Annotated in this window: 19 protein-coding genes; 11 read left to right on the plus strand and 8 right to left on the minus strand. The window is 47.1% G+C overall.

The genetic code is table 11. The annotated features are described in order from the left end of the window. Window positions 1-543, minus strand: a 543-nt coding sequence (locus AAHB90_RS29995; RefSeq protein WP_342089002.1) for an SDR family NAD(P)-dependent oxidoreductase, incomplete at its 3' end; no start/stop codon positions are given. A gap of 91 nt (window positions 544-634) precedes the next feature. Between AAHB90_RS29995 and AAHB90_RS30000 the strand changes: the two genes are divergently transcribed. The 8 genes from AAHB90_RS30000 to AAHB90_RS30035 all read left to right on the plus strand — a co-directional run bounded on the left by AAHB90_RS30000 (window position 635) and on the right by AAHB90_RS30035 (window position 10318). After that, window positions 635-3037, plus strand: a complete 2403-nt coding sequence (locus AAHB90_RS30000) for a TonB-dependent receptor (RefSeq protein ID WP_342089003.1) — start codon at window positions 635-637, stop codon at window positions 3035-3037. Between the two features lie 17 nt (window positions 3038-3054). After that, window positions 3055-3831, plus strand: a complete 777-nt coding sequence (locus AAHB90_RS30005; RefSeq protein ID WP_342089004.1) for an SDR family oxidoreductase — start codon at window positions 3055-3057, stop codon at window positions 3829-3831. 46 nt (window positions 3832-3877) lie between these two features. Further along, window positions 3878-5143, plus strand: coding sequence for an MFS transporter (locus tag AAHB90_RS30010; RefSeq protein WP_342089005.1), 1266 nt, complete (start codon window positions 3878-3880; stop codon window positions 5141-5143). 50 nt (window positions 5144-5193) lie between these two features. Next, entirely contained in the window at window positions 5194-6093 is a 900-nt protein-coding gene (locus AAHB90_RS30015) for a helix-turn-helix domain-containing protein (RefSeq protein ID WP_342089006.1), read from the plus strand. Window positions 6094-6102: 9 nt separating this feature from the next. Further along, window positions 6103-6921 carry a metallophosphoesterase family protein gene (locus AAHB90_RS30020; RefSeq protein ID WP_342089007.1) on the plus strand — a complete coding sequence of 273 codons (819 nt, stop codon included), beginning with the start codon at window positions 6103-6105 and terminating at the stop codon, window positions 6919-6921. A gap of 22 nt (window positions 6922-6943) precedes the next feature. Beyond that, window positions 6944-7507 carry a hypothetical protein gene (locus tag AAHB90_RS30025; protein ID WP_342089008.1) on the plus strand — a complete coding sequence of 188 codons (564 nt, stop codon included), beginning with the start codon at window positions 6944-6946 and terminating at the stop codon, window positions 7505-7507. Window positions 7508-7671: 164 nt separating this feature from the next. Then, the gene (locus AAHB90_RS30030) at window positions 7672-8148 is read left to right on the plus strand and encodes a (2Fe-2S)-binding protein (protein WP_342089009.1); all 477 of its coding nucleotides are present in this window, start codon (window positions 7672-7674) and stop codon (window positions 8146-8148) included. Continuing rightward, complete coding sequence (locus tag AAHB90_RS30035) at window positions 8132-10318, plus strand: xanthine dehydrogenase family protein molybdopterin-binding subunit (RefSeq protein ID WP_342089010.1); 2187 nt, start codon at window positions 8132-8134, stop codon at window positions 10316-10318. Before AAHB90_RS30030 ends, AAHB90_RS30035 begins: the two co-directional genes overlap by 17 nt. Window positions 10319-10512: 194 nt before the next feature. On the opposite strand, the gene AAHB90_RS30040 is transcribed toward AAHB90_RS30035, so the two are convergent. The 5 genes from AAHB90_RS30040 to AAHB90_RS30060 form a co-directional block, all read right to left on the minus strand. Further along, window positions 10513-13161, minus strand: a complete 2649-nt coding sequence (locus AAHB90_RS30040) for an FtsX-like permease family protein (RefSeq protein WP_342089012.1) — start codon at window positions 13159-13161, stop codon at window positions 10513-10515. Between the two features lie 3 nt (window positions 13162-13164). Continuing rightward, window positions 13165-13491 carry a PadR family transcriptional regulator gene (locus AAHB90_RS30045; protein WP_342089013.1) on the minus strand — a complete coding sequence of 109 codons (327 nt, stop codon included), beginning with the start codon at window positions 13489-13491 and terminating at the stop codon, window positions 13165-13167. 304 nt (window positions 13492-13795) lie between these two features. Beyond that, window positions 13796-14578: a helix-turn-helix domain-containing protein gene (locus tag AAHB90_RS30050; protein ID WP_342089014.1), complete on the minus strand. Its 783-nt coding sequence runs from the start codon at window positions 14576-14578 to the stop codon at window positions 13796-13798. Window positions 14579-14596: 18 nt separating this feature from the next. After that, window positions 14597-14956, minus strand: a complete 360-nt coding sequence (locus AAHB90_RS30055) for a DoxX family protein (RefSeq protein ID WP_342089015.1) — start codon at window positions 14954-14956, stop codon at window positions 14597-14599. A gap of 7 nt (window positions 14957-14963) precedes the next feature. Then, on the minus strand, window positions 14964-16007 hold the full coding sequence (locus tag AAHB90_RS30060; RefSeq protein WP_342089016.1) for an SDR family oxidoreductase: 1044 nt from the start codon (window positions 16005-16007) through the stop codon (window positions 14964-14966). A 218-nt stretch (window positions 16008-16225) separates the two neighbouring features. Between AAHB90_RS30060 and AAHB90_RS30065 the strand changes: the two genes are divergently transcribed. Next, entirely contained in the window at window positions 16226-16651 is a 426-nt protein-coding gene (locus AAHB90_RS30065) for a zinc-binding dehydrogenase (protein ID WP_342089017.1), read from the plus strand. A 41-nt stretch (window positions 16652-16692) separates the two neighbouring features. Here AAHB90_RS30065 and AAHB90_RS30070 read toward each other — a convergent pair whose 3' ends face one another. Then, entirely contained in the window at window positions 16693-16920 is a 228-nt protein-coding gene (locus tag AAHB90_RS30070) for a hypothetical protein (RefSeq protein ID WP_342089018.1), read from the minus strand. 253 nt (window positions 16921-17173) lie between these two features. On the opposite strand from AAHB90_RS30070, the gene AAHB90_RS30075 reads away from it, so the two are divergent. Together AAHB90_RS30075 and AAHB90_RS30080 are read left to right on the plus strand one after the other, a co-directional pair. Further along, window positions 17174-18049, plus strand: coding sequence for an NAD(P)H-binding protein (locus AAHB90_RS30075; protein WP_342089019.1), 876 nt, complete (start codon window positions 17174-17176; stop codon window positions 18047-18049). 12 nt (window positions 18050-18061) lie between these two features. Continuing rightward, window positions 18062-18946, plus strand: a complete 885-nt coding sequence (locus AAHB90_RS30080) for a helix-turn-helix domain-containing protein (protein WP_342089020.1) — start codon at window positions 18062-18064, stop codon at window positions 18944-18946. Window positions 18947-19331: 385 nt separating this feature from the next. On the opposite strand, the gene AAHB90_RS30085 is transcribed toward AAHB90_RS30080, so the two are convergent. After that, window positions 19332-19682 carry a hypothetical protein gene (locus AAHB90_RS30085; protein WP_342089021.1) on the minus strand — a complete coding sequence of 117 codons (351 nt, stop codon included), beginning with the start codon at window positions 19680-19682 and terminating at the stop codon, window positions 19332-19334. Window positions 19683-19777: the final 95 nt, after the last annotated feature.

Consider the following 19777-nt stretch of genomic DNA (forward strand, 5'->3'; position numbering starts at 1 on the left):
GGCCGCAGAGGGCCTGCTCATCAGGTGCGGCAAAAATTGATGAACCATCCGGATCGTTCCCGTCAGATTGATATCAATCTCACGGGTTATGTTTTCCAGGTCCCTACTGGTGTCCTGAACGTCAAGCAACCGCATTTCACCCGCATTGTTAACGATCATATTCAGATCAGGGAATTGTTGTGTCACCTCTTTGTAGAGGCGCTCGATATCCTGCGGATCACTTACATCGCTCTGAAAGACGTGTACTTGGGGGAAACGCCTCTTGGTCTCATTCAAGGCCTCTTGTTTACGTCCTGTAACAATGATTGTTGATCCTTGCCGGGTAAGTTGCTTGACCAATTCCAAACCTATACCGCTGGTTCCTCCTGTGATCAGGATAGTGCTATTCTTTAAATCCATATTTTTCTCGCTGTTGTTGATACAAAGTTCAGCCAATGTCAATTGGCGGATGTATCCAAAAGTCGCCAGGTTGTAGTGAAAAGGAAGATTATCAGCTTCTGTGATAGAATGTGCACCTGATGGAACAATAGGCTGTTCAGGCAATTCATATTCCTTTTGACTACATCAAAAGGCGTTTTGGCTACTTCCGCTTTTTATTCCTGCTGCAATTTTGCAGAAACGAAAACAGGATAAAATGAAACAAAGAAGCAAGATGAAGACCTATGTACTGACCCTACTTTTCAGTATGGTGAGCCTGGCGTCATTCGCACAAACAACGGGAAATTTCAAAGGGAAAATTTTGGATCAGTCCACCAAGCAGCCGGTTATCGGTGCCACTGTGCAGATCGAGCACTCACAATTCGGGGCGGTCACCGATACATCCGGGATATTTACAATCAATAACATCCCGGCCGGTACTTATCCGGTAACGATCTCTTCCATAGGATTCCAGACCAGGAATATCAGTGAAGTCGTCATCACACCGGGTAAAACCTATTATTCCGAATTAGAAATTCTGGAAGCGGTAGCCAACTTAAACGAGGCGACGGTCCGCGCATTTAAGGGAGAAAACAATCTTTTGACACCAGTATCCACTTTTTCGTATTCGAGGGAAGAAATTTTCAGAAATCCCGGTGCTCAGGGCGATATCATGCGGGCCTTGGGAAGCCTGCCCGGCGTGGTAAGCAGCGGAGCCCAGTTTTCCGCCATTGCCGCAAGGGGCCAGGGCACTCAGGACAACGTTTATATGGTAGATGATATACCGGTGTTCAACTTGTCCCATTTGGAAGCGGAGGGTTTCAACTCGGGCTTTAATGATCCCAATGGCGGGCGGTTCAGCATTTTTGCACCCAGGATTGTCGACAACGTACAATTCCAGAATGGTGGTTTTGACGCGGTATATGGCCGGAGATCTTCGTCCTATCTCGCGCTTGGCATCAAGGAAGGTAATAAAGAAACCTGGTCGTTTGCAGGACAGTTTGATTTGCTGGGGGCTACTTTAATTGCCGATGGCCCGGTCTCTAAAAAGACAAGTATGTTCGCTTCGGGAAGGTATCAGAATTTTGCAGTGTTGCAAAGGGTGTTGGATCAGCAAAATCCTGTCAGCATCGGCTTTGGCGATTATTTGGTCAAAACGACAACAGAGCTCAATGCAAAAAATAAACTTTCATTTATTGCCATGTATAATCCGGAAAGGCCACGCCGGAGCATTGATGATGTCGATCCAAACTACAATATCAATGATGACAACAGTGGCGGCACCATGCTCTTTAATCATAGGGGTAGCAAAGCGCTGGTCGGGTTGAATCTGAGGACTCTGATCGATAGCAAAAGTTACCTCAGGAACGTCCTGTACTTCCGTTCATCGACGGTGGATAACAACTTCGGCAATTTTACGCCATCATTGGATGAAGAAGGCATGGTCTTAGACCCAAGATATGGCAGATACGAAGACGATCTCAGGCGGATCAAAAACAACCAGTCAGAGGTTGGTTACCGCTCGGTTTATACTAAACGCTTCAATAAAGTCACTTTTACCGCCGGGATTGATGCGGCTATGGTGAACCTGGATTATGAAAGGACCCTGAAACGTGTAGATACGGTCTACACTTTCCGCCGTACGGATCCAAGACCAAGCCCTGGCCAATATTATCAGATTCTGAACCCGTCCCAATACAATTCCAGCTTTGATAACAGTGCCTTCAACGGTTCTGGTTACGTTGCGGTATCATGGAAAATTGCTAATGGTTTTACCCTGAACCCAAGCATTCGCTATGATTACACAGGTTTCACCGAGCAGCATACCGTTTCGCCAAGAATAAGCGGCAGTATTCTGTTGGGTGATAAACAGAGTGTCAATTTTGCTTCCGGTGTCTATTTTCAGGATGCTGCTTTCTCCGACCTGGCAGGGCAAAGCGCTGCCAATAAGCTGAAAAATGAGAGGACCTTTCAAAACATTTTAGGCTATAAATACCAGTTTTCAGGCGATCTGAAACTGGTCGTGGAAGGTTGGCATAAACAGTTCGACGATGTGGTTGTCCAGCCTAACCGGGTGCAGAGCTACCTCAACAATAACGGTACCGGCTACGCATACGGCGCTGACCTGAGCCTTACCAAACGACTTTCACAAAGCTGGTACGGTACCCTCAGTTATTCATATATGGAAAGCAAAAGAAATGACAACAACGGCTTGGGTGAATATGATTACACTTTTAGCATACCACACAACCTTTCCTTACTGGGCAGCTACAAGCCTAACAATAAATGGATCTTTTCGGGTAAATTCCGCTACAGTACCGGCCGCCCTGCCGATGTCTCTACCCTTCATTCCAATGTGCTTGGCAATCCTAACATGCTGCGTTATTCGCAGGAAATCACTGAGATCAATGGCAGAAGATTGCCTGATTATGTCAGCCTGGACGTCCGCGTGGATTACAATGTGCCTTTGAAAAAAGGAATGTTCTCTGCCTTTGTAGACCTGGCCAACATCAACAACCAGTTTAATGTAAATACGGAGGTATTCATTCCTAATACCGGAAACGTGTACAGGGCCGGCCTGGGGATGTTTCCAACTTTTGGGGTAAGGGTTGAACTATAAAAAACAATTGAACATCAATGGACTTATTTGGTAATACCATCCTGATCACAGGCGGAACCAGCGGTTTTGGTCTTGAATTTGCAAAAAGATTTTTAGAGCTGGGCAATACGGTGATCATAACCGGAAGAAACATGGCCAGATTAGAGGAAACAAAAAAACTGTTTCCCGGGGTGCAAATCTTTCAAAGTGATGTTTCCGATATAGCGCATATTGGGAACCTATTCAGCCAAGTGACTCAACGGTTTCCCGAGTTAAACATCCTTATCAACAACGCCGGCGAAATGCGGAAGATAAGCTTGAACCAGCCTCATGAGCTCGCTGATCTCACCCGGGAGATAGACATCAACCTGTCAGGGCCGATACATTTGGTACAGCAGTTTTTGCCACATTTAAAGACCCGGAAAAAGGCTGCAATCATAAATGTAACTTCGGGTATCGCGTTAATGGCGTTTCCGATCTCGCCGATTTACAGCGCCAGCAAGGCGGGGCTCAGGGCTTATACAAAGGCGCTCAGGGTGCAGCTCAGGCATACGGGGATAAAGGTGATCGAGTTGGTCGCACCTGGTTCGAATACACCGCTGAACGAAAAATTTACAACCGACCGGGCTGTGAATGCAAGCGCGTTGATGTCACCTGATAAAATTGTGGATGCGGCCATCAAAGGGATAAAAGACGATCAGGATGAAGTTTACCCGGGCCTATCGAAGCTCATTCGGGTGATGAGCAGGATTGCGCCCCGCTTTTTGTTAGAACAGGCAAGTAAAGCGGGCAAGGAATTCTATTCCGCCAATTAAGGAAAGAGACAAAAAAGGTGGGCAAAAAAACGCATAAATTGATCTTATGATGAACATTGGTGAGATTGCCAGCAATGATGCATATCTACGTGGTTGGAAAAAAGCCACCTTTTTAACCACCTTGCTATTGGTAAGTATTGTCAGCCAGGTCGATAGGATTTTGCCATTCATTTTGGCGGAATCGATCAAAGGGGATCTGGGCCTTAGCGATACGCAGCTCGGGATGGTGACCGGCCTTGCATTCGCTATGTGTTACACGCTTGCAGCTTTGCCCCTGGCCCGCATCTCTGACAGGGGCGGTGCAAAAAATGTACTGGTTTGTTGTATTGTGATTTGGACGGTTATGACCGCCTTGGCCGGGCTGGCTAATAGCTTCCTGATATTGGTGTTGTTGCGCATTGGGGTAGCCCTAGGAGAGGCGGGGAGTACACCCGCCAGTCATTTTCTTATTGGCCAAAGAATTCCTGATTTGTTTCGGGGCAGGGCGATTGGGTTGTTCTCCATGGGAATTCCCTTGGGCACTATGCTTGGATTTGCCCTGGGAGGGTGGGCTGGAGACCATATTGGCTGGCGTAGCGCATTTTTTGCGGCAGGTGCCTTTGGATTGGTTTTAGCCTTATCGGTCATGCTGTTTGTGCCTGGAAACGGAGCATCTGCATTGACAACGGCAGAACCCGATGGGTTTCTCGTAGCAGGCAAAAAATTATTGATGAAACCCGCTTTCCTATGGCTATTTGCGGCAGCTAATCTGCTGGGTTTTGCGTCCGCGCCATTCTATGTTTTCAGCGCTCCATTCCTGATAAGAACTTACGGGCTGACGGCAAGTGAAGTTGGGCTCAGGTTTGGGTTGATACAGGGGCTGCTTGGCATCGCAGCAACGCTGCTGGGTGGAAGGTTTTTCGACCGGGCAATTGCCAAACATTCTAGGTATTTGTTGGGGCCACCAGCTGTCCTGATCATAATTGCTGCTTTCTGTACTGTTGCGGCCTTGTTTATGCCTACAAGCAATTGGGCCATCGCGTTACTGGTGCCAGGTATGTTTTCTTTTGCCTTTTTGTTGCCTTACGCATTTGGCAGCGGCCATTTGGTGGCTGGAAATGACAATAAAGCATTGTCCACGGGTTTGCTTTTGTTTGGGTCCAGTCTTTTGGGCCCGTCGCTGGCGCCTGTGTTGGTAGGTTTTATCAGTGATTTTGCTACGGCTTCAAACGCAGGCAATGGGCTCAGATGGGGATTGTTGATCGGCCCGATGGCAAGTGTGCTTTGTGCGGGTGCTTTATTTATCGCAAACAAAAAAATAGGCGTCACTTAATCGATCACTCATGGTGATTAATATCCTTTCAAGTTCTAACAAAAAATACGATGAATACACCGATTAGAATAAGTTCCATCTCTCAGGCCCATAAAATGCAGGGGTTCGCGCCGCCGCCGCATCCCATGATCAGCATTATTGAATGTGGCCAGCTGAAAGGAAGTCCCGGCATGAGCGTCGTGCTGGATTTTTATATGATTTCGATCAAACGGAATTGCAACAACCTGATGTATGGGCAGCAGAAATACGATTTTGACGAAGGCTTTATGGCCTTTGTGGGACCTAACCAAATTTTAAGCGGGCAGGAGCATGCGCCTGGATATGAACCCAAAGGATGGATGCTGTTTGTGCACCCGGATTTCTTTTGGGGAACACCGCTTGCCAAAAAGATTAAGCAGTACGAATTTTTTAATTACTCGGTAAAGGAGGCCTTGTTTTTATCGGAGAAGGAGGAAAAAGTAATGAATGATATCGTTGCAAATATTATACACGAATGCAACGGGAATATCGACGGGTTCACGCAAAACATCATCGTATCGCACTTGGAGACCCTGCTCAATTACTCAGAACGCTTCTACCAGAGGCAGTTCATTACCCGCAAGATCGCCAATCACCAGATCCTTGACCGGCTGAATGATTTATTGGACAATTATTTTGATAGTGATGACCTTGTGACCAACGGCTTGCCAACGGTAGAGTTTATTTCGGAGGCGCTTCACGTTTCACCAGGCTATTTGAGGAGTTTGCTTAAAAATTTGACCGGACAAAGCACGCAGCAGCACATTCACGAAAAGCTGATTGACAAGGCCAAGGAAAAACTATCTACGACCAGCTTGTCGGTCAGCGAGATTGCCTATGGCCTGGGCTTTGAGCACCCGCAATCATTCAACAAACTTTTTAAGACCAAAACCAAAGTGTCTCCTTTGGAATTCAGGGCATCGTTCAATTGATGATTTTTGATGAGACTGCAACGTAAATTAAAGATCGAATCTGTAAGCTGGATCATTTGCATTTTGCTGCTGACGGGTTGCGACAGCTTCGAATTTAGTGCCAACCAGGTCAGCGACAGGGACTCGCCCAGGGACCTTAATTCGAAAAATCTGACCAAGCTTTTTTCTAATCCGACCGACGATACGGTAACTGTTGTTTTTGTTGGGGATTCGCAGCGCTGGTATGATCAGCTCGACCGGTTTGTAAAAAAGATAAATACACTGGATAATGTCGACCTGGTTCTCCTTGCAGGCGACATCTCGGATTTTGGCCTTTTACAGGAATTTGAGTGGGTCAACGATCGCCTCAGCGGTCTGGAAAAACCATACGTCGGCGTAATTGGGAACCACGACCTGGTTGCGAACGGGGAGGAAGTATATACAAGGATGTTTGGGCGGACTGATTTCTCGTTTGTCTATGACAGCGTCAAATTTATCTGTCATAACACAAACAGTCTGGAATACTCAAATCGTAAAATACCGGACATGACCTGGCTTTCCCGGGAATTGTCCGGCACAACAGATGCTGCGTATATTGTGACCGTTTCTCACGTTCCACCTTTCAGCCCGCTGGAATTTGATCGTGAACTGGCTGAATCGTACCCATTATTATTAAGCCAAACGCCAAAAATGCTGCTGTCTCTTCACGGGCATGTTCACCAGCATCTGGATTTTTACCCATTTGGGGATGGGGTCAGGTATATGACCAGCTACGCTTTTAACCAAAATGCTTTTGTACTGCTTAAAATAGTAAACGGAAAAGTCCTCAAATCGATAGTGGGATACTAGAATGAAACCAAAAATAGGGGTAATGCTTGCGCTGCTGATCGGATCAGCAGATATGAATTGCTATGCGCAATCCGTGAGAAATTTGCTGCCTGATCACTTCGGGATTCAATATGCGGGGAGCATCGGGTGGGTTAGCGTGGGTGCCGGTTACGATTTATTCCGCAGCCGAATACGGATCGGCCTGCAGTACGGCTATGTACCTGAAGATTTGGGTGGGGAGTTGCACATACTTTCCGCCTCGGTGTATTACCAGCCATTGAAGATAAAGGTCAGCAGAACCGTTGCTATTCATCCGCTGGATATTGGAATAAAAGCAGCCTACCATTTTGGCGACCAGTTCTACCTTAACTGGCCCGAACGCTTTCCCCGGGGTTATTATTGGTGGAAGTCTGCGCTCCGGCTTCATTTGGCGACAGAGTCCTCTGTTACCTTTGAATTAAAAAATACAGGTGCAGTAAAAACGGTAACCGGATATATTGACTTAAACACCAATGATCTGTATTTGGTCAGCTATATACTCAATCCGACCGTACTGACAATTACAGATATTGTCAAGATTGGAGGCGGGATCAGGATCCGTTTTTAAAGCTATACTTTTTGGCTACAGCAAAAGGTGTTTTGACTAATTACACCAACTGTATAGATAGCACTTTTGCATTGTTCCCGCGATCGATGAAGTGAAAAAATTGCGAGGGTACAAACCTTGTTGCTATAGTCTTACAAAGTCGGTAAAATCTTTACTTGGAAAATATGAAAATAGCGCTCAAAATTAATGCCGAAGCCAGCACATTTGAAGCGGATCCTGACATGCCTCTCTTATGGCTTATCAGGGACGAAGCGAAATTAAAGGGGACAAAGTTTGGGTGTGGTAAGGGAATATGCGGAGCCTGCTCGGTCCATGTAAACGGAGAATTGGTCCGCTCATGCCTATATCCGGCACATATGGCCCATGGAAAAGAGGTGACCACCATTGAGGGTTTGTCAAAGGATCAGAATCGCTTGCACGTCGTACAGCAAGCATGGCTGGAAGTTCAGGTGCCGCAGTGCGGATATTGTCAGCCCGGCTTTATGATGGCTGCTGCCGATTTTCTGGAAAAGAACAAAAATCCTACGGAAGATGACATTAAAAACAGCATTTCCAACATTTGCCGTTGCGGGACCTACCCGCGCATTATCAAAGCGATTCTCCTGGCTGCGCAAACAATAAAACATGAAAACATCAACTGAAAAGCCAAAAAAGGGATTTTCCAGAAGGAAGTTCCTGGCACGTTCCGGCGCAACGATACTCGGGTCGGTTGCCTTGCTTTATTTTGGAAGATCCAGAGTCCGCGGTGCCCTGAGCAATGTGGCCGCTGATATGAAGTTTGACTCCGGCGTTACCGATTTCGACCCGACGGTGTGGTTTGAGGTTAATGCCGATAATAGCATCACATTGAAGTCTCCCAAAGTAGAAATGGGACAGGGTATTTTCACAGGTTTTGCTATACTGGCGGCCGAAGAACTCGATGTAGATTTTGACGCGATCAAGGTCGTTCATGCATCCACGTTATCGGGCCCGCAAACCACTGCAAGCACCGGTATGAGCAACAGCACCGCTTCTTTGTACACCAGTATCAGAGAAGTGGCTGCTACATTGCGGGAAACCTTAAAACTGGCCGCCTCGAAGTTATGGGGCGGCCCGATAACCACCTTGCAAACTGCCCATGGTGTGGTCACATCCGGGAGCCATCGCGCGACTTATGCGGAAATAGCCCGGCAAACCAAAAAATGGGAGCTGGCCAAAACTCCTGCCTTACGTCCGGCATCCGCTTTCAAAATGATCGGTAAGGAGCACAAACGGGTCGATGCAAGGGAAAAAGTACTGGGTAAAGCGGTTTATGGAATTGATACGGACATTCCCGGAATGCTTTATGGTGCCGTTTTGTATTGTCCGTACTTTGGCGGTGCGGTAAAAACGGCGGATACCACCCATGCCGCAGATAGCCCCGGCGTTTTAAAGATTGTTCAGGATAAGCAGTGGATCGGCGTGGTAGCGAAAACAAGGTATGCAGCGGAGAAAGCCGTCTCCGAGATTGAAGTTTCCTGGGCTTTTGAACCAAATTATTCAACAAAGGATGCGATTAAGGCCATTACAGTAGGCAACGGTACACCAGTAGTCATGCAAGACGAGGGTGATGCCACGATTGATACAAAAAGTGAGCGGGTGATCGGCGAGTACCGGACACCGCTTGGATATCATGCGTCGATGGAGCCCAGTGTCATGATAGCAGATGTATCTGGCGAAACCGTAACATTATATGCCTCTACACAGAATTCAGCTTTCATGCGCGAAACGATTGCCGCTGAAACTGATTTCAAGGAGGAAAATATTCAAATCATTCCAAGATTCATCGGGGGAGGATTTGGCCGCAGGGGATATAAACATAATGGAATTGAGGCCGTTAAACTTTCCAAAGCTGTGGGTAAGCCGGTACACCTGCTTTACAGCAGGCAACAGGAATTTCAAAACGGACATGTAAGACCCAACACGCATCATATCCTTCACGGCCAATTGGATACAAATGGTAAAATTTCGGTTTTGCAACATGAATTTGCGACTGGCTCTATGGCATTCTTAGCTGTTCCCATAGCAAAACCCATTATTGGAGCCGACTTCCCGGCGGCTGGTCACGGAGCCAGGATTCCGTATTCCATTCCAAACAAAACAGCAAAAATATGGGGCGGCGACCTTCCTTTTCAGACCGGCTTGTGGCGGGGTGTGGGCATGTTTGCCAATACATTTGCTATCGAAAGCTTTATGGATGAAATGGCGGACAAAGCTGGCGCTGACCCACTGACATTCAGGATTGCACATTGCGGCAATACCGAACTGTTGCAACGCCGTAAAAAGCTGTTATTGAAGCTTGGAGAAAAAGGCGGATGGAACACACCTAAAACAGATCCGATTGGTCGGGGCATCGCGGCCTGTGAAGACCGGGGTACCATATCGGCGGCGCTGGTTGAGGTACAAATTATAGATAAAAAAATAAGAGTTACACGGGTCGTTCAAGCCATTGACGCCGGAATCATTGTAAATCCAAATGGGGTCAGACAGCAGGTAGAGGGAGCTACGATCATGGCAGTCAGTGCTGCTCTTTTTGAAGAGGCCACCATTGAAAATAGCCAGTGTATGCAAACAAATTTTGTTGATTATCAGGTAGCTACGCTCAGGGACACGCCTCAGATCGAGGTGATCATTCAAGAAAGCCTGGAATTGCCTTCCGGTGTGGGAGAACCTCCCATTTCGCCTGTCGCACCAGCTATTGCTAATGCTATTTATCAGCTATCCGGAATACGTTTAAGATCGCTTCCATTGCAGGCCGCATTGGATACTCATTATCGGAACTCGGATCAATGAAATAATTAAGCGACACCAATCTGATGATGATGGAGTAAAGTGGCTCTCCAGGTTTCCTGGTCGATTTGCAGGTACAGTTAAAATAAAGGTGGGAGTTTATGACTTCCACCTTTTTGTTAAAGACCAAGCCCGCCACTCGTGGGGAAGCCTTTTATATGAACCGTTGAGGATGCGCGTTCAGGCAGGTCGCCCCATTATTCGCTTCGTAACGATTTGACTGGATTCATTAAAGCGGCTCGAATAGTCTGTGAACAAACGGTTATAACTGCCAACAGGGAAATCAGGATGAATCCGGGCAGGACAATGTTTAAACCGGCACTGATGCGGTTAGCAAAGTTAGTCAAAATCAAATCGCTGACATAAACTCCTAGTGGTATGGCTACGCAGAAACTGATAAGTAGCAGAAGCACAAATCCTTTGGATAAGGTTATAATAATATCCCGTTTAGTAGCCCCCAGTACTTTTCGTAAACTTATTTCTCTCTGCCTTTTTTCAACCGAGTAGATGGTCATGCCTAATAAGCCCATGATTCCGATTACGGCGCTTAGGAAAGTGAAAAAGGTGATAATCTTATTCACATCTTTCCCGATCGCGAAGTTGGTTTCAATAGTAGTTTTATAGAATTCGCCTCGAAACGCATATCCAGGGGCTAATTCTTTCCAGGCTGATTGAAGTGCGGCAACTGTTTTCTCGGTGCTATGCGGAGCAATTTTGACATTAAGCATCTTCCACTCGGACGGCTCATTCCTGAGTAGTAATGGCTTTAACGGATCGTCTGCAGGTTTGAATAAAAAGTCTTTTACTACGCCTTTTATCGTAGCCGTCGTAGAATCATTTAAGAAGATCTGCTTGCCTATCGACTCCGCAGCATTACCTAATTGATATTTTTCTGTGAAAAGTTCATTGACAATTACTTCTTTGTTCGTGGTATTTAAAGATGGATTGGACGAAAAATTTGTTCCTGAAATAAGTGTCAAGCCTAACCCCGGTATAAATTCATTGTCAACGGAATAACTGCTAACCGACTTATACTCATCGGTTTCATGTATCTTCATTTTGGCCGAAGCATTCGAATACGTACCTATCGGAATATCCATTGACGAAATACGCTCTACACCCGCAATCCCGGCAAATTTTGACCGGACAATCTCAACCGGAATACCTTGCAAACGAATAGAATAAACCTGATCTGCTGAAAAGCCGTAATCCATATTAATGGCAAATTCTATTTGCTTATGCAGGGTTGTTATTATCATTAAAAACAGCATCGTAAAAGCAAATTGAACCACTAAAAGTATTTTAACTAGCCCAATTCGTTTGAACATAGCGAGATTTTCGATTTTTTGAATCGCCCTGAGCGGATTGAGTTTTGAAATAGTAATAGCTGGTAATAAGCCAGCCATTGCGCCCATTAGTATAGCAAAAATGATAAAGTAGGCAAAGGAACTTAGCGTCGGGCTTACATTCAGATCGAAAAACTGAAAACTCTGCAACGCGCTCAACTCCGCTTTGAAATACATCACAAAACCTATCGCTATTATCAAAGCAATGAGTGCAAGTATGATTCCCTCACTAATGATCTGGAATAAAACCTGGGATCTGTTAGCGCCCATTACTTTCCTCACCCCTATTTCTTTGGCCCTGCTAAACGTTTTTGCCAACGTCAGGTTACTGTAATTAAAAATGGCAGAGACTATGACGATAAAGCCCATCAACGCCAAAAACCAGAGTAGATGGCTTGGCAACCCTTTTCCCATTGCATTGGCGATACTGTAACCCGGCGTAATGTCCGGAAGAGCCTGTAAATCAAATTTATAATGTGCATCCCGATTGTCTATTGCAAGGTTTTTGTAGTTCGGCAGCGCGTACTTGTTAATCGCCCTGATTGCCTGTTCGGCGTTGGTTTTGGGCCTGACTTTAAGGTACGTATAGGCTGCATTGATATTAGCCCAATTATCGACTGTGTCCTCGCTCGATTTTTCGGAAAGCAACGCATCGAATTCAAAATGGGTTTTACCCGGATTAGGCCCGAGAATACCAGTAATTTTGTATATATCCCGGTTACCTAATTGGATCGTGCTGTTAATGGGGTTTTTACTTCCAAAGAGTCTTTCGCTTAATTTAGATGTAAGAATAATGGAGTTTGGCTCCTTTAGAGCATGAGCAGCATCGCCACTCTGAAGGCTGAAAGAAAAGATGTTTAGAAAGTTCTCATCTGTGACTTTTCCTTGAAAATCAAACCGTTGATTGTTTTTAATAATCACATCATCAAATGGCTTTAAAACCGTCACGGTTTCTACCCACGTGAAGGTTGATTCAATAACCTTTCCGATAGGTTTGGGGCTAGTGGCATACGGTTCGATTTCACCATTTTTTCGGGTGGCTATCGTATTTACACGGTAAATTAACTCCGCATCTTTGTGGAATTTGTCGTAATTGTAGCCGTCTTGATACAACAGTAAAATCAGAAAACCCGCCGACATGCTCAAAGCCAGCCCGAATAAATTCAGTAGGGAAAAAGTTTTATGCTTTAAGATAGTTCTCCAGGCGATTTTGAAGTAATTGCGAATCATATGCGGATCGAGAAAAAGGGGGGATGAATAGGTGCTCCTATGCTTAGAGTGGCCACGAAGCCGACGGGCAATGAAATAAGGCCGACAAAATCTGATGGTTTGTTCGATGTACAAGCGTCTGGCAGTCGGCTCGCCCAATTCGGCAACTTGATGCTCAAATTGCTCATGTAAGTCGCCCAGCAACTCTTCGTGCAACTCTTCCGGGCATATAAACCTCAGCATCCGGTCGGCCCAAACAGGCGGTAACACTGTATGTGGTAGTTGCGGCATGGTCTACGAAAAGGACAGGTTCGGTATAGCCTCCCACAGGTCATTGCGGGTCTGCCGCAGCTCATCCAACGTGCGTTTGCCATAGGCGGTGATCGAGAAAAGTCGTTTTCGGCGGCCTCCCCGAGCTGCTGTTGCTCCGCCCAGCTCTGAATTGACGAAGCCTTTATCTTCCAGCCGGTACAAAGCAACATGAACCCCACTGAGATTGATGGAGCGGTCGGTCCGTAGCTTGAGCTCCTCGGCAATAGACAGTCCATAGGCCGTGCCGTTGAGAATGGCCACCGTCAGCAGGACGAGTTCTTCAAATTCTCCCAGATACGTTCTAGTCATATGTGCTCGATTTGATTTTCTTACTATTTGCTAAACAAATTAAGTGCCAGAAATTTAAGAGTATGATTATCAATACATTAAAAGATCAAACATACGCTATGTTGTCCGGAAACGCACAAGTTCTGTTCGCTGTTGGACGGCAGAGTAAAATCTTCCCGGTCGAAGCTCTGGCCGAGTCCGCACCATTTCCAATGACTGTTTGGAAAAGGCGGGCCTCACCGAGCTGACCCGGCGGTTAAGGCAATTGAGCTAAGCGGATCCCGCTTGCGAAAGATGTTGATCTATGGTGTAGCGCCAACGCGGACTATTTACCGTTACCCAATTCAGACGGCGTGCAATTAAACTGCTTTTTAAAAGCTACTGAAAAATGGGATAAGCTTTTGAAACCCAGGTCAAGATAAATATCGGCGGGTTTTTGCGCCTTTTTACTGATGAGCAAATGGGCTTCCCGAAGCCGTCTCTCCACAAGCCATTGACTGGGCGGTTGGTGGTATATCTGTTTAAAGTCCCGTTTGAAGGCCGAGATACTTCTGCCGGTCAGGGTTGCAAAACGTTCGACACCGACATTGAAAGTGAAGTTCTTGTTCATGAAGGCTTCCAGGTTAATTTTTTCCGGAGGTGCAAAATCGAACAGGAACGAGGAGATTTCCGGATGCATTTTCAACAGGATAATCAATAGCTCCTCATATTTCACATCCTCGAAATCTTTGTCCAGGGCCATCACACCCCGATAGTAAGGTTTGATGGACTCGATAAAACTGCTAATAAGCAGGTCGTTCTTGATCTCGATAATAGCATCCTTTATCTGGCGATCTGACCTCTCTGGCGCATATCTTTCCTGGAATCCCTTTAGGAAAGGTTCGTCAAAACAGAACACCACAGGTTCAAAGCCTTCGTCAGTAGACAAAAGCTCATACTTGGCCAGCCTGTTTTTTCGAGCGACAAACGCATCACCTGCTTTGATCATATAATTTCTGCTGCCATCGAACATCCGGATAGCGCCTTTAGCGATGTATATAAATACATGATCGGGAATAAACTGTTCCCGTAAAATGTCCGCGGTTACGTTTTCGGCTATGGCTCTCACTTGATGTTGATTTTTGATTTATGAGGTGATCGTTCTCAGCGGATGACCCAGGTAGATCTGGGCCAGCGGCATGATGACAAAAGGGATTTCGATGAGTGCAAAGCGGTAACTCCTGGCCTTGAGTGCCAAAGCCATCATTAAGACCAGCAGCATTGCCCTGACCGCATTACCAATAAAGAAGGTATGTGGTAACAGGATCAGCAATGCCGAGACAATGGATACGATGCCAATTAGAGGCCGCAAAGTTTGGGTGATCCCCAGCGATGCCATCATCTGCTGGTATTCGGGAGTTGGTTTCTGAAAGACGCGCGCGCCGTGGGTGATGCCGAAATAAACGGTTACCAGCATCAACAGCCCGCTAATGATTTTTAAAGTCATGATCAGCCTATTTTTTTATTAAATCATATTTGACTAGTGAATCTACTGCTGCCAGGACCGTTTCCTGCTGGGTTCCAATCGGCGACCATCCAAGTATCTCCTTTGCCTTTTGTGTGCTAACATCCCTGTTCATTCGGGCTAGCAGCAACCCCTCTTTTGCCTGGTCATTGAAAATGGAGGCTACCTTCAGCACCAGGCCGGGCAATTTTCTTTCCGCAACCTTTCCTGCAATTTCCGGCCTCTGTCTTTTGATCAAGGTGGCAATTTCCGGTAGAGAAATCTTCCCGTCCGCCGAGGCAATGAAACGGTTCCCTGCTGCGGCCGGGGTCTCCATAGCCCGGATATGCAGGTCGGCTACATCTCTGACATCGACGACATTCAGCGGGATATTAGGGACAGCTTTCATCTTGCCATTGAGCAGGTTTTCGAGCAAATGAAAGCTGCCCGATACGTGGACATCCAGCGAAGGACCCAGGATGGCCACCGGATTGATTGTCACAAATTCAAAGCCTTCCCCTTCTGTTCGGACAAAATCCCAGGCAGCCTGCTCCGCCAGCGTCTTGGACCGTTCATAGACGGAGACGGCGGTATTGCTGGTGTCCGTCCAATCCTCTTCTGTTGTTTTCCTGGTCTTGTCGGTCTGGGTAAAACCCACCGCGCCGAAATTGGAGGTCATCACCACACGTTTCACGCCAGTAGCCTTTGCAAACCTCAATATTCTTAGAATGCCCTCCCTGGCCGGGCGGAATGCTTCCTGCTCATCCTCTGGCTTGTCAAAGAAAACCGGTGCGGCAACGCTCAATACATATTTGCAGCCTTCCATGACTTCTTTCCAGTTGGCGTCGCCGGTCAATTCAGCCTGTGCGAATGAGAGCCGCTCAAAAGATGCGATCCCGTTTGCAGTCAAAGTCTTTTTTACTTTTTCGGCGCTTAATAAATCACGTACCGTGGTCCGGACGGTGTAGCCCTTTTGGAGTAGTTGCAGGATAACGCGCATCCCCACAAAGCCGGTCCCGCCGGTGACGAGTACTATTTCTTGCTGCTCTTTCATTTCCAGTCCGTTTTGTTGACACTACAAATTTCGGCGATATCCAGAAGGTAAGGTTTCGTGTACAGTCCAAAGTTACTTTATCCAGTGGTCCAAATTTGGCATGCCTGGGAACCGTTCTCGTAACTGACTAAAACACCGGTTTGTTGCCCCGGAGCTCTCAGGCACCGATAAGGCTACTTTCAGACACTGCGGCAAATCCAAGTCGGTAGCGCGGGCCGGTGGCAGGCTTTGCGCATGTCGTCAATTTGGGGTCCGAAGATTTTACGGCCAAAGTTAAGGAGAACACTGAAGGGCAGGGCGTCGACGTGGTTTATGACGGTACCGGTGAGTCCACATTTAACAGATCTGTCCGCTTGGTTAAGGTTGGCGGAACGGCAGTCCTGTATGGCTGGCCCTCGGGTATACCCGTCATAGATACAGATCTCCTGTCTCAAAAACAGATCAGTCTGTTACAGGCCGTGCTTAATCACTATGTCATGGATAAAGTAAAAACTAACACGGCCATCACGGAAATTTTTGAACTGGTGCGCAGGGGCATTTTTGAGCTCCAGGACCCGACGGTTTATGCCGTAGCCGATGCGGCGGCAGCGCATGCCGATCTGGAATCACGAAAAACGACCGGCAGCGTTATTCTCCGGCCCTGAGCAGGCCGTTCTTCAATCTCCGGAAGCTTCAAATCAGTGATCTAGGTTTGCAAGCTGCCCCGCGACCGCGGAAACAGGCCGACATTAGGTGAAATTGCTGGATTTTCTGTGATAGCCCGGTAGCCGCATTCTGTGTTCGGCTCGAAAGAGAAGGTCGTTTCATCGATTAGTACCGCGATGCGGTGGGTATAGCCCCAGCGTTCAAAACGAGCTTCAAATTCACGTTTGATACCCTGGTAGGCAACCGGTATAACAAATGGCTCGTTCATGCTGCCAAAAATAACAGTTAAGTATATTCTGACTGCCTCCTGCGGAAACAATGATGAATCTTTCGGCACTTTCTTTACATATAATTCTGTGTCCGGCAAGGCCGTAAGAAAGAAATAAACTGCGTTCTTTAAGACTGAAATACATCCAATCTCGTACCGCGATATGACATTGTGCTGATCTGACCGCGGATATGAACACCATATCCGTCGATTTGGTTAAGCAATCCGACTGATCAATGCGGAACTTTGTACGATGAAAATCATTATAACAGGTTCTTTGGGAAATATCAGCAAGCGTTTGGCCGAGCAATTAATCGCGCAAGGACATGCGGTGCACATCATTACGACCGATCCGGGGAAATCACGGGTGATAAGTGCTTTAGGTGCAACAGCAGCAACCGGTTCCGTAACGGATGCGGTATTTTTAGGCCGGGTGTTCGCCGGTGCCGATGCGGTCTATACGATGGTGCCGCCAAATTTCGCGGCACCCGACCCGATCGCTTATTACGAGCAGGTGGGGCAAAGCTATGCGGAGGCGATCCGGGCCTGTCGCGTCAAACGGGTAGTACAGCTGAGCAGTTGGGGCGCACATTTACCTGCCGGTACCGGCATCATTGTTGGTTCGCACCGGATAGAAGAAATATTTAATGGATTAGATGGTGTTGATATCACTTATTTGCGTCCCGCCTCCTTTTACAACAATTTGTACCACTATGTGGATATGATCAAAAATTCGGGAATGATCGCGACGAACTACGGCGGTGAAAACAAAGTGGTCTGGGTATCACCGCGGGATATCGCGGAAGCCACTGCGGAAGAATTGGTGCGACCGTCCGTTCAGAAGATACGTTATGTGGCCAGCGATGAGCGCAGTTGTAACGAGGTGGCAGCCGTGCTGGGTGCGGCGATCGGTATACCGGACCTACAATGGCTGTCCTTCCCTGATGAGCAGGTGAAAGCTACGATGGAGCAACATGGCGTGCCGCCTTTAACGGCCGGTTTGCTGGTGGAACTGAACGCAGCGATCCGCACGGGCAAGATGCGCGAGGATTATGATCTGCACCCACCAGTCTTGGGCAAAGTCAAGATCGAAGACTTTGCGCGGGAATTCGCTTTGGCATTTAAATAAGTATCTTGTCCTATGCTGCGGCAGATCAAAACGGTTAGTGAATACCATCGCCTGATGGGCTTGCGGGCGCCGGAGCACCCGCTGGTGAGCGTGGTTCGCTTTGAGGATATCAAAGCGCCGGAAAGTGATGAGCCTATGAGCCTGGTCAATGACTTTTATTCGATCGGGCTGAAACATAACTTCGATGCCAAAATGAAATACGGGCAGCAGTCCTATGATTTTGACTGCGGGATGATGACCTTCATGGCGCCGGGCCAGATCTTGCGCATAGAAGTGGAACCCGGAAAAGAATTGAAACATTCCGGCTGGCTGCTACTGGTGCACCAGGATTTCCTATGGCATACGCCGCTCGCTAAGAAGATCAAAAAATATGACTATTTCAGCTATGCCGTCAACGAGGCTTTGCACTTGTCGGACAAAGAGGAGGCGATCATTACAGGTATGCTGCAAAATATCGAGCGGGAGTACCGCTCGAATATCGACCGCTTCAGCCAGGAGGTGATGGTCAGCCAACTGGATTCCATCCTGACCTATGCCGAGCGATTCTACCACCGCCAGTTCCTCACCCGGAAGATCAGCAACCACCAGTTGCTGGAGCGCTTCGAAGAGGCCCTGCAGGGCTGGCCAGGCATCCCGACCGTGGCCGAGCTGGCGGAGAAACTGCATATCTCCCCCGGCTATCTTGGCTCTGTGCTGCGTGTGCTGACCGGGAAGAATACGCAGCAGCATATCCAGGACCATCTGATCGAAAAAGCCAAGGAAAAATTGTCGACAACGGAGCTAACCGTCAGCGAAATCGCCTATGAGCTTGGCTTTGAGTACCCGCAGTCTTTTAGTAAATTGTTCAAAGCCCGGACCAGCCTTTCACCACTGGAATTCCGGGCCTCGTTCAACTAAATTTATGGATTATACTTGTATGGGGACTCGTTGACGCTAATTCATACATATATATCGACTGATCCCAAACAAGGGAGCTCGGTTTATTCGCAAAAGACCATTGTCGGAAGGCGGAAACTTATTTAAATTTGTGCGTACTCTAGATGATCAGACGGTCTCCTATTGGTATCGCAGTGTCTTTGCTTTGATATATATGTTTGAGTATCATATTAGCAAGCCTTAGTCATATTAAATTCGAGCAGATGATTTTGAACCAGAAGCTTTGGGAACATGCGATTGTTCGTTACGGCATCTGAGGAGTGATGGTTAGATTTGTAATCCGACGGCCATTGCTTTAATCAAGTTACCAATATGCCTCATACTGCTGCTTTGTGGTTGTTTTGCACTATTTGAGTACGACTGCTAGCGGATGGGAGCTGACCAGAATTAAAAACTGCTTATCTATTGGAGGGTATACCTCATCATAATCACGCAGGCGTACGGTAAACTCGGAAATTTGTTGGTTGGCTGATTGTTGCTTTGAATTCAGCTCAGGCATGCCAGTGATCTCGCTGGCAAATGCATTCCGAGTCAGTCCCCATGGCAAGTCCCCTTCAATTAACTGATCATAGAAGGCTCTCCCTTTGCTTTTTTGAGGCGGGAATGTTTTCCATTTTACGGTCAAAATTGTGGTACAGCAAAGGGACCATCGGAATTCGGAAATTGTAGTCATAATGTTTCGGGCTGAATTGGCCATGCTAAGTGTCTAGTTTATTGCAAATTAGTAGTTTGATTAAGATTGCTGGTCGTTGGTCAATCTGCCACGCAAGCTGGCGGTCACTCCGTCGAAAA

Source organism: Dyadobacter sp. OTU695 (assembly GCF_038440355.1).
Taxonomy (GTDB): Bacteria; Bacteroidota; Bacteroidia; order Cytophagales; family Spirosomataceae; genus Dyadobacter.

Excerpts from the sequence above, each read along its gene's own strand:
- AAHB90_RS30000 (WP_342089003.1), top strand. The coding sequence starts at position 635 with ATGAAACAAAGAAGCAAGATGAAGACCTATGTACTGACCCTACTTTTC.
- AAHB90_RS30030 (WP_342089009.1), top strand. The coding sequence starts at position 7,672 with ATGAAAATAGCGCTCAAAATTAATGCCGAAGCCAGCACATTTGAAGCG.
- AAHB90_RS30070 (WP_342089018.1), bottom strand. The coding sequence starts at position 16,920 with ATGAACGAGCCATTTGTTATACCGGTTGCCTACCAGGGTATCAAACGT.
- AAHB90_RS30020 (WP_342089007.1), top strand. The coding sequence starts at position 6,103 with ATGAGACTGCAACGTAAATTAAAGATCGAATCTGTAAGCTGGATCATT.
- AAHB90_RS30005 (WP_342089004.1), top strand. The coding sequence starts at position 3,055 with ATGGACTTATTTGGTAATACCATCCTGATCACAGGCGGAACCAGCGGT.
- AAHB90_RS30040 (WP_342089012.1), bottom strand. The coding sequence starts at position 13,161 with ATGCCGCAACTACCACATACAGTGTTACCGCCTGTTTGGGCCGACCGG.
- AAHB90_RS30085 (WP_342089021.1), bottom strand. The coding sequence starts at position 19,682 with ATGGCCAATTCAGCCCGAAACATTATGACTACAATTTCCGAATTCCGA.
- AAHB90_RS30025 (WP_342089008.1), top strand. The coding sequence starts at position 6,944 with ATGCTTGCGCTGCTGATCGGATCAGCAGATATGAATTGCTATGCGCAA.
- AAHB90_RS30080 (WP_342089020.1), top strand. The coding sequence starts at position 18,062 with ATGCTGCGGCAGATCAAAACGGTTAGTGAATACCATCGCCTGATGGGC.
- AAHB90_RS30010 (WP_342089005.1), top strand. The coding sequence starts at position 3,878 with ATGATGAACATTGGTGAGATTGCCAGCAATGATGCATATCTACGTGGT.
- AAHB90_RS30055 (WP_342089015.1), bottom strand. The coding sequence starts at position 14,956 with ATGACTTTAAAAATCATTAGCGGGCTGTTGATGCTGGTAACCGTTTAT.
- AAHB90_RS30075 (WP_342089019.1), top strand. The coding sequence starts at position 17,174 with ATGAAAATCATTATAACAGGTTCTTTGGGAAATATCAGCAAGCGTTTG.
- AAHB90_RS30045 (WP_342089013.1), bottom strand. The coding sequence starts at position 13,491 with ATGACTAGAACGTATCTGGGAGAATTTGAAGAACTCGTCCTGCTGACG.
- AAHB90_RS30060 (WP_342089016.1), bottom strand. The coding sequence starts at position 16,007 with ATGAAAGAGCAGCAAGAAATAGTACTCGTCACCGGCGGGACCGGCTTT.
- AAHB90_RS30015 (WP_342089006.1), top strand. The coding sequence starts at position 5,194 with ATGAATACACCGATTAGAATAAGTTCCATCTCTCAGGCCCATAAAATG.
- AAHB90_RS30035 (WP_342089010.1), top strand. The coding sequence starts at position 8,132 with ATGAAAACATCAACTGAAAAGCCAAAAAAGGGATTTTCCAGAAGGAAG.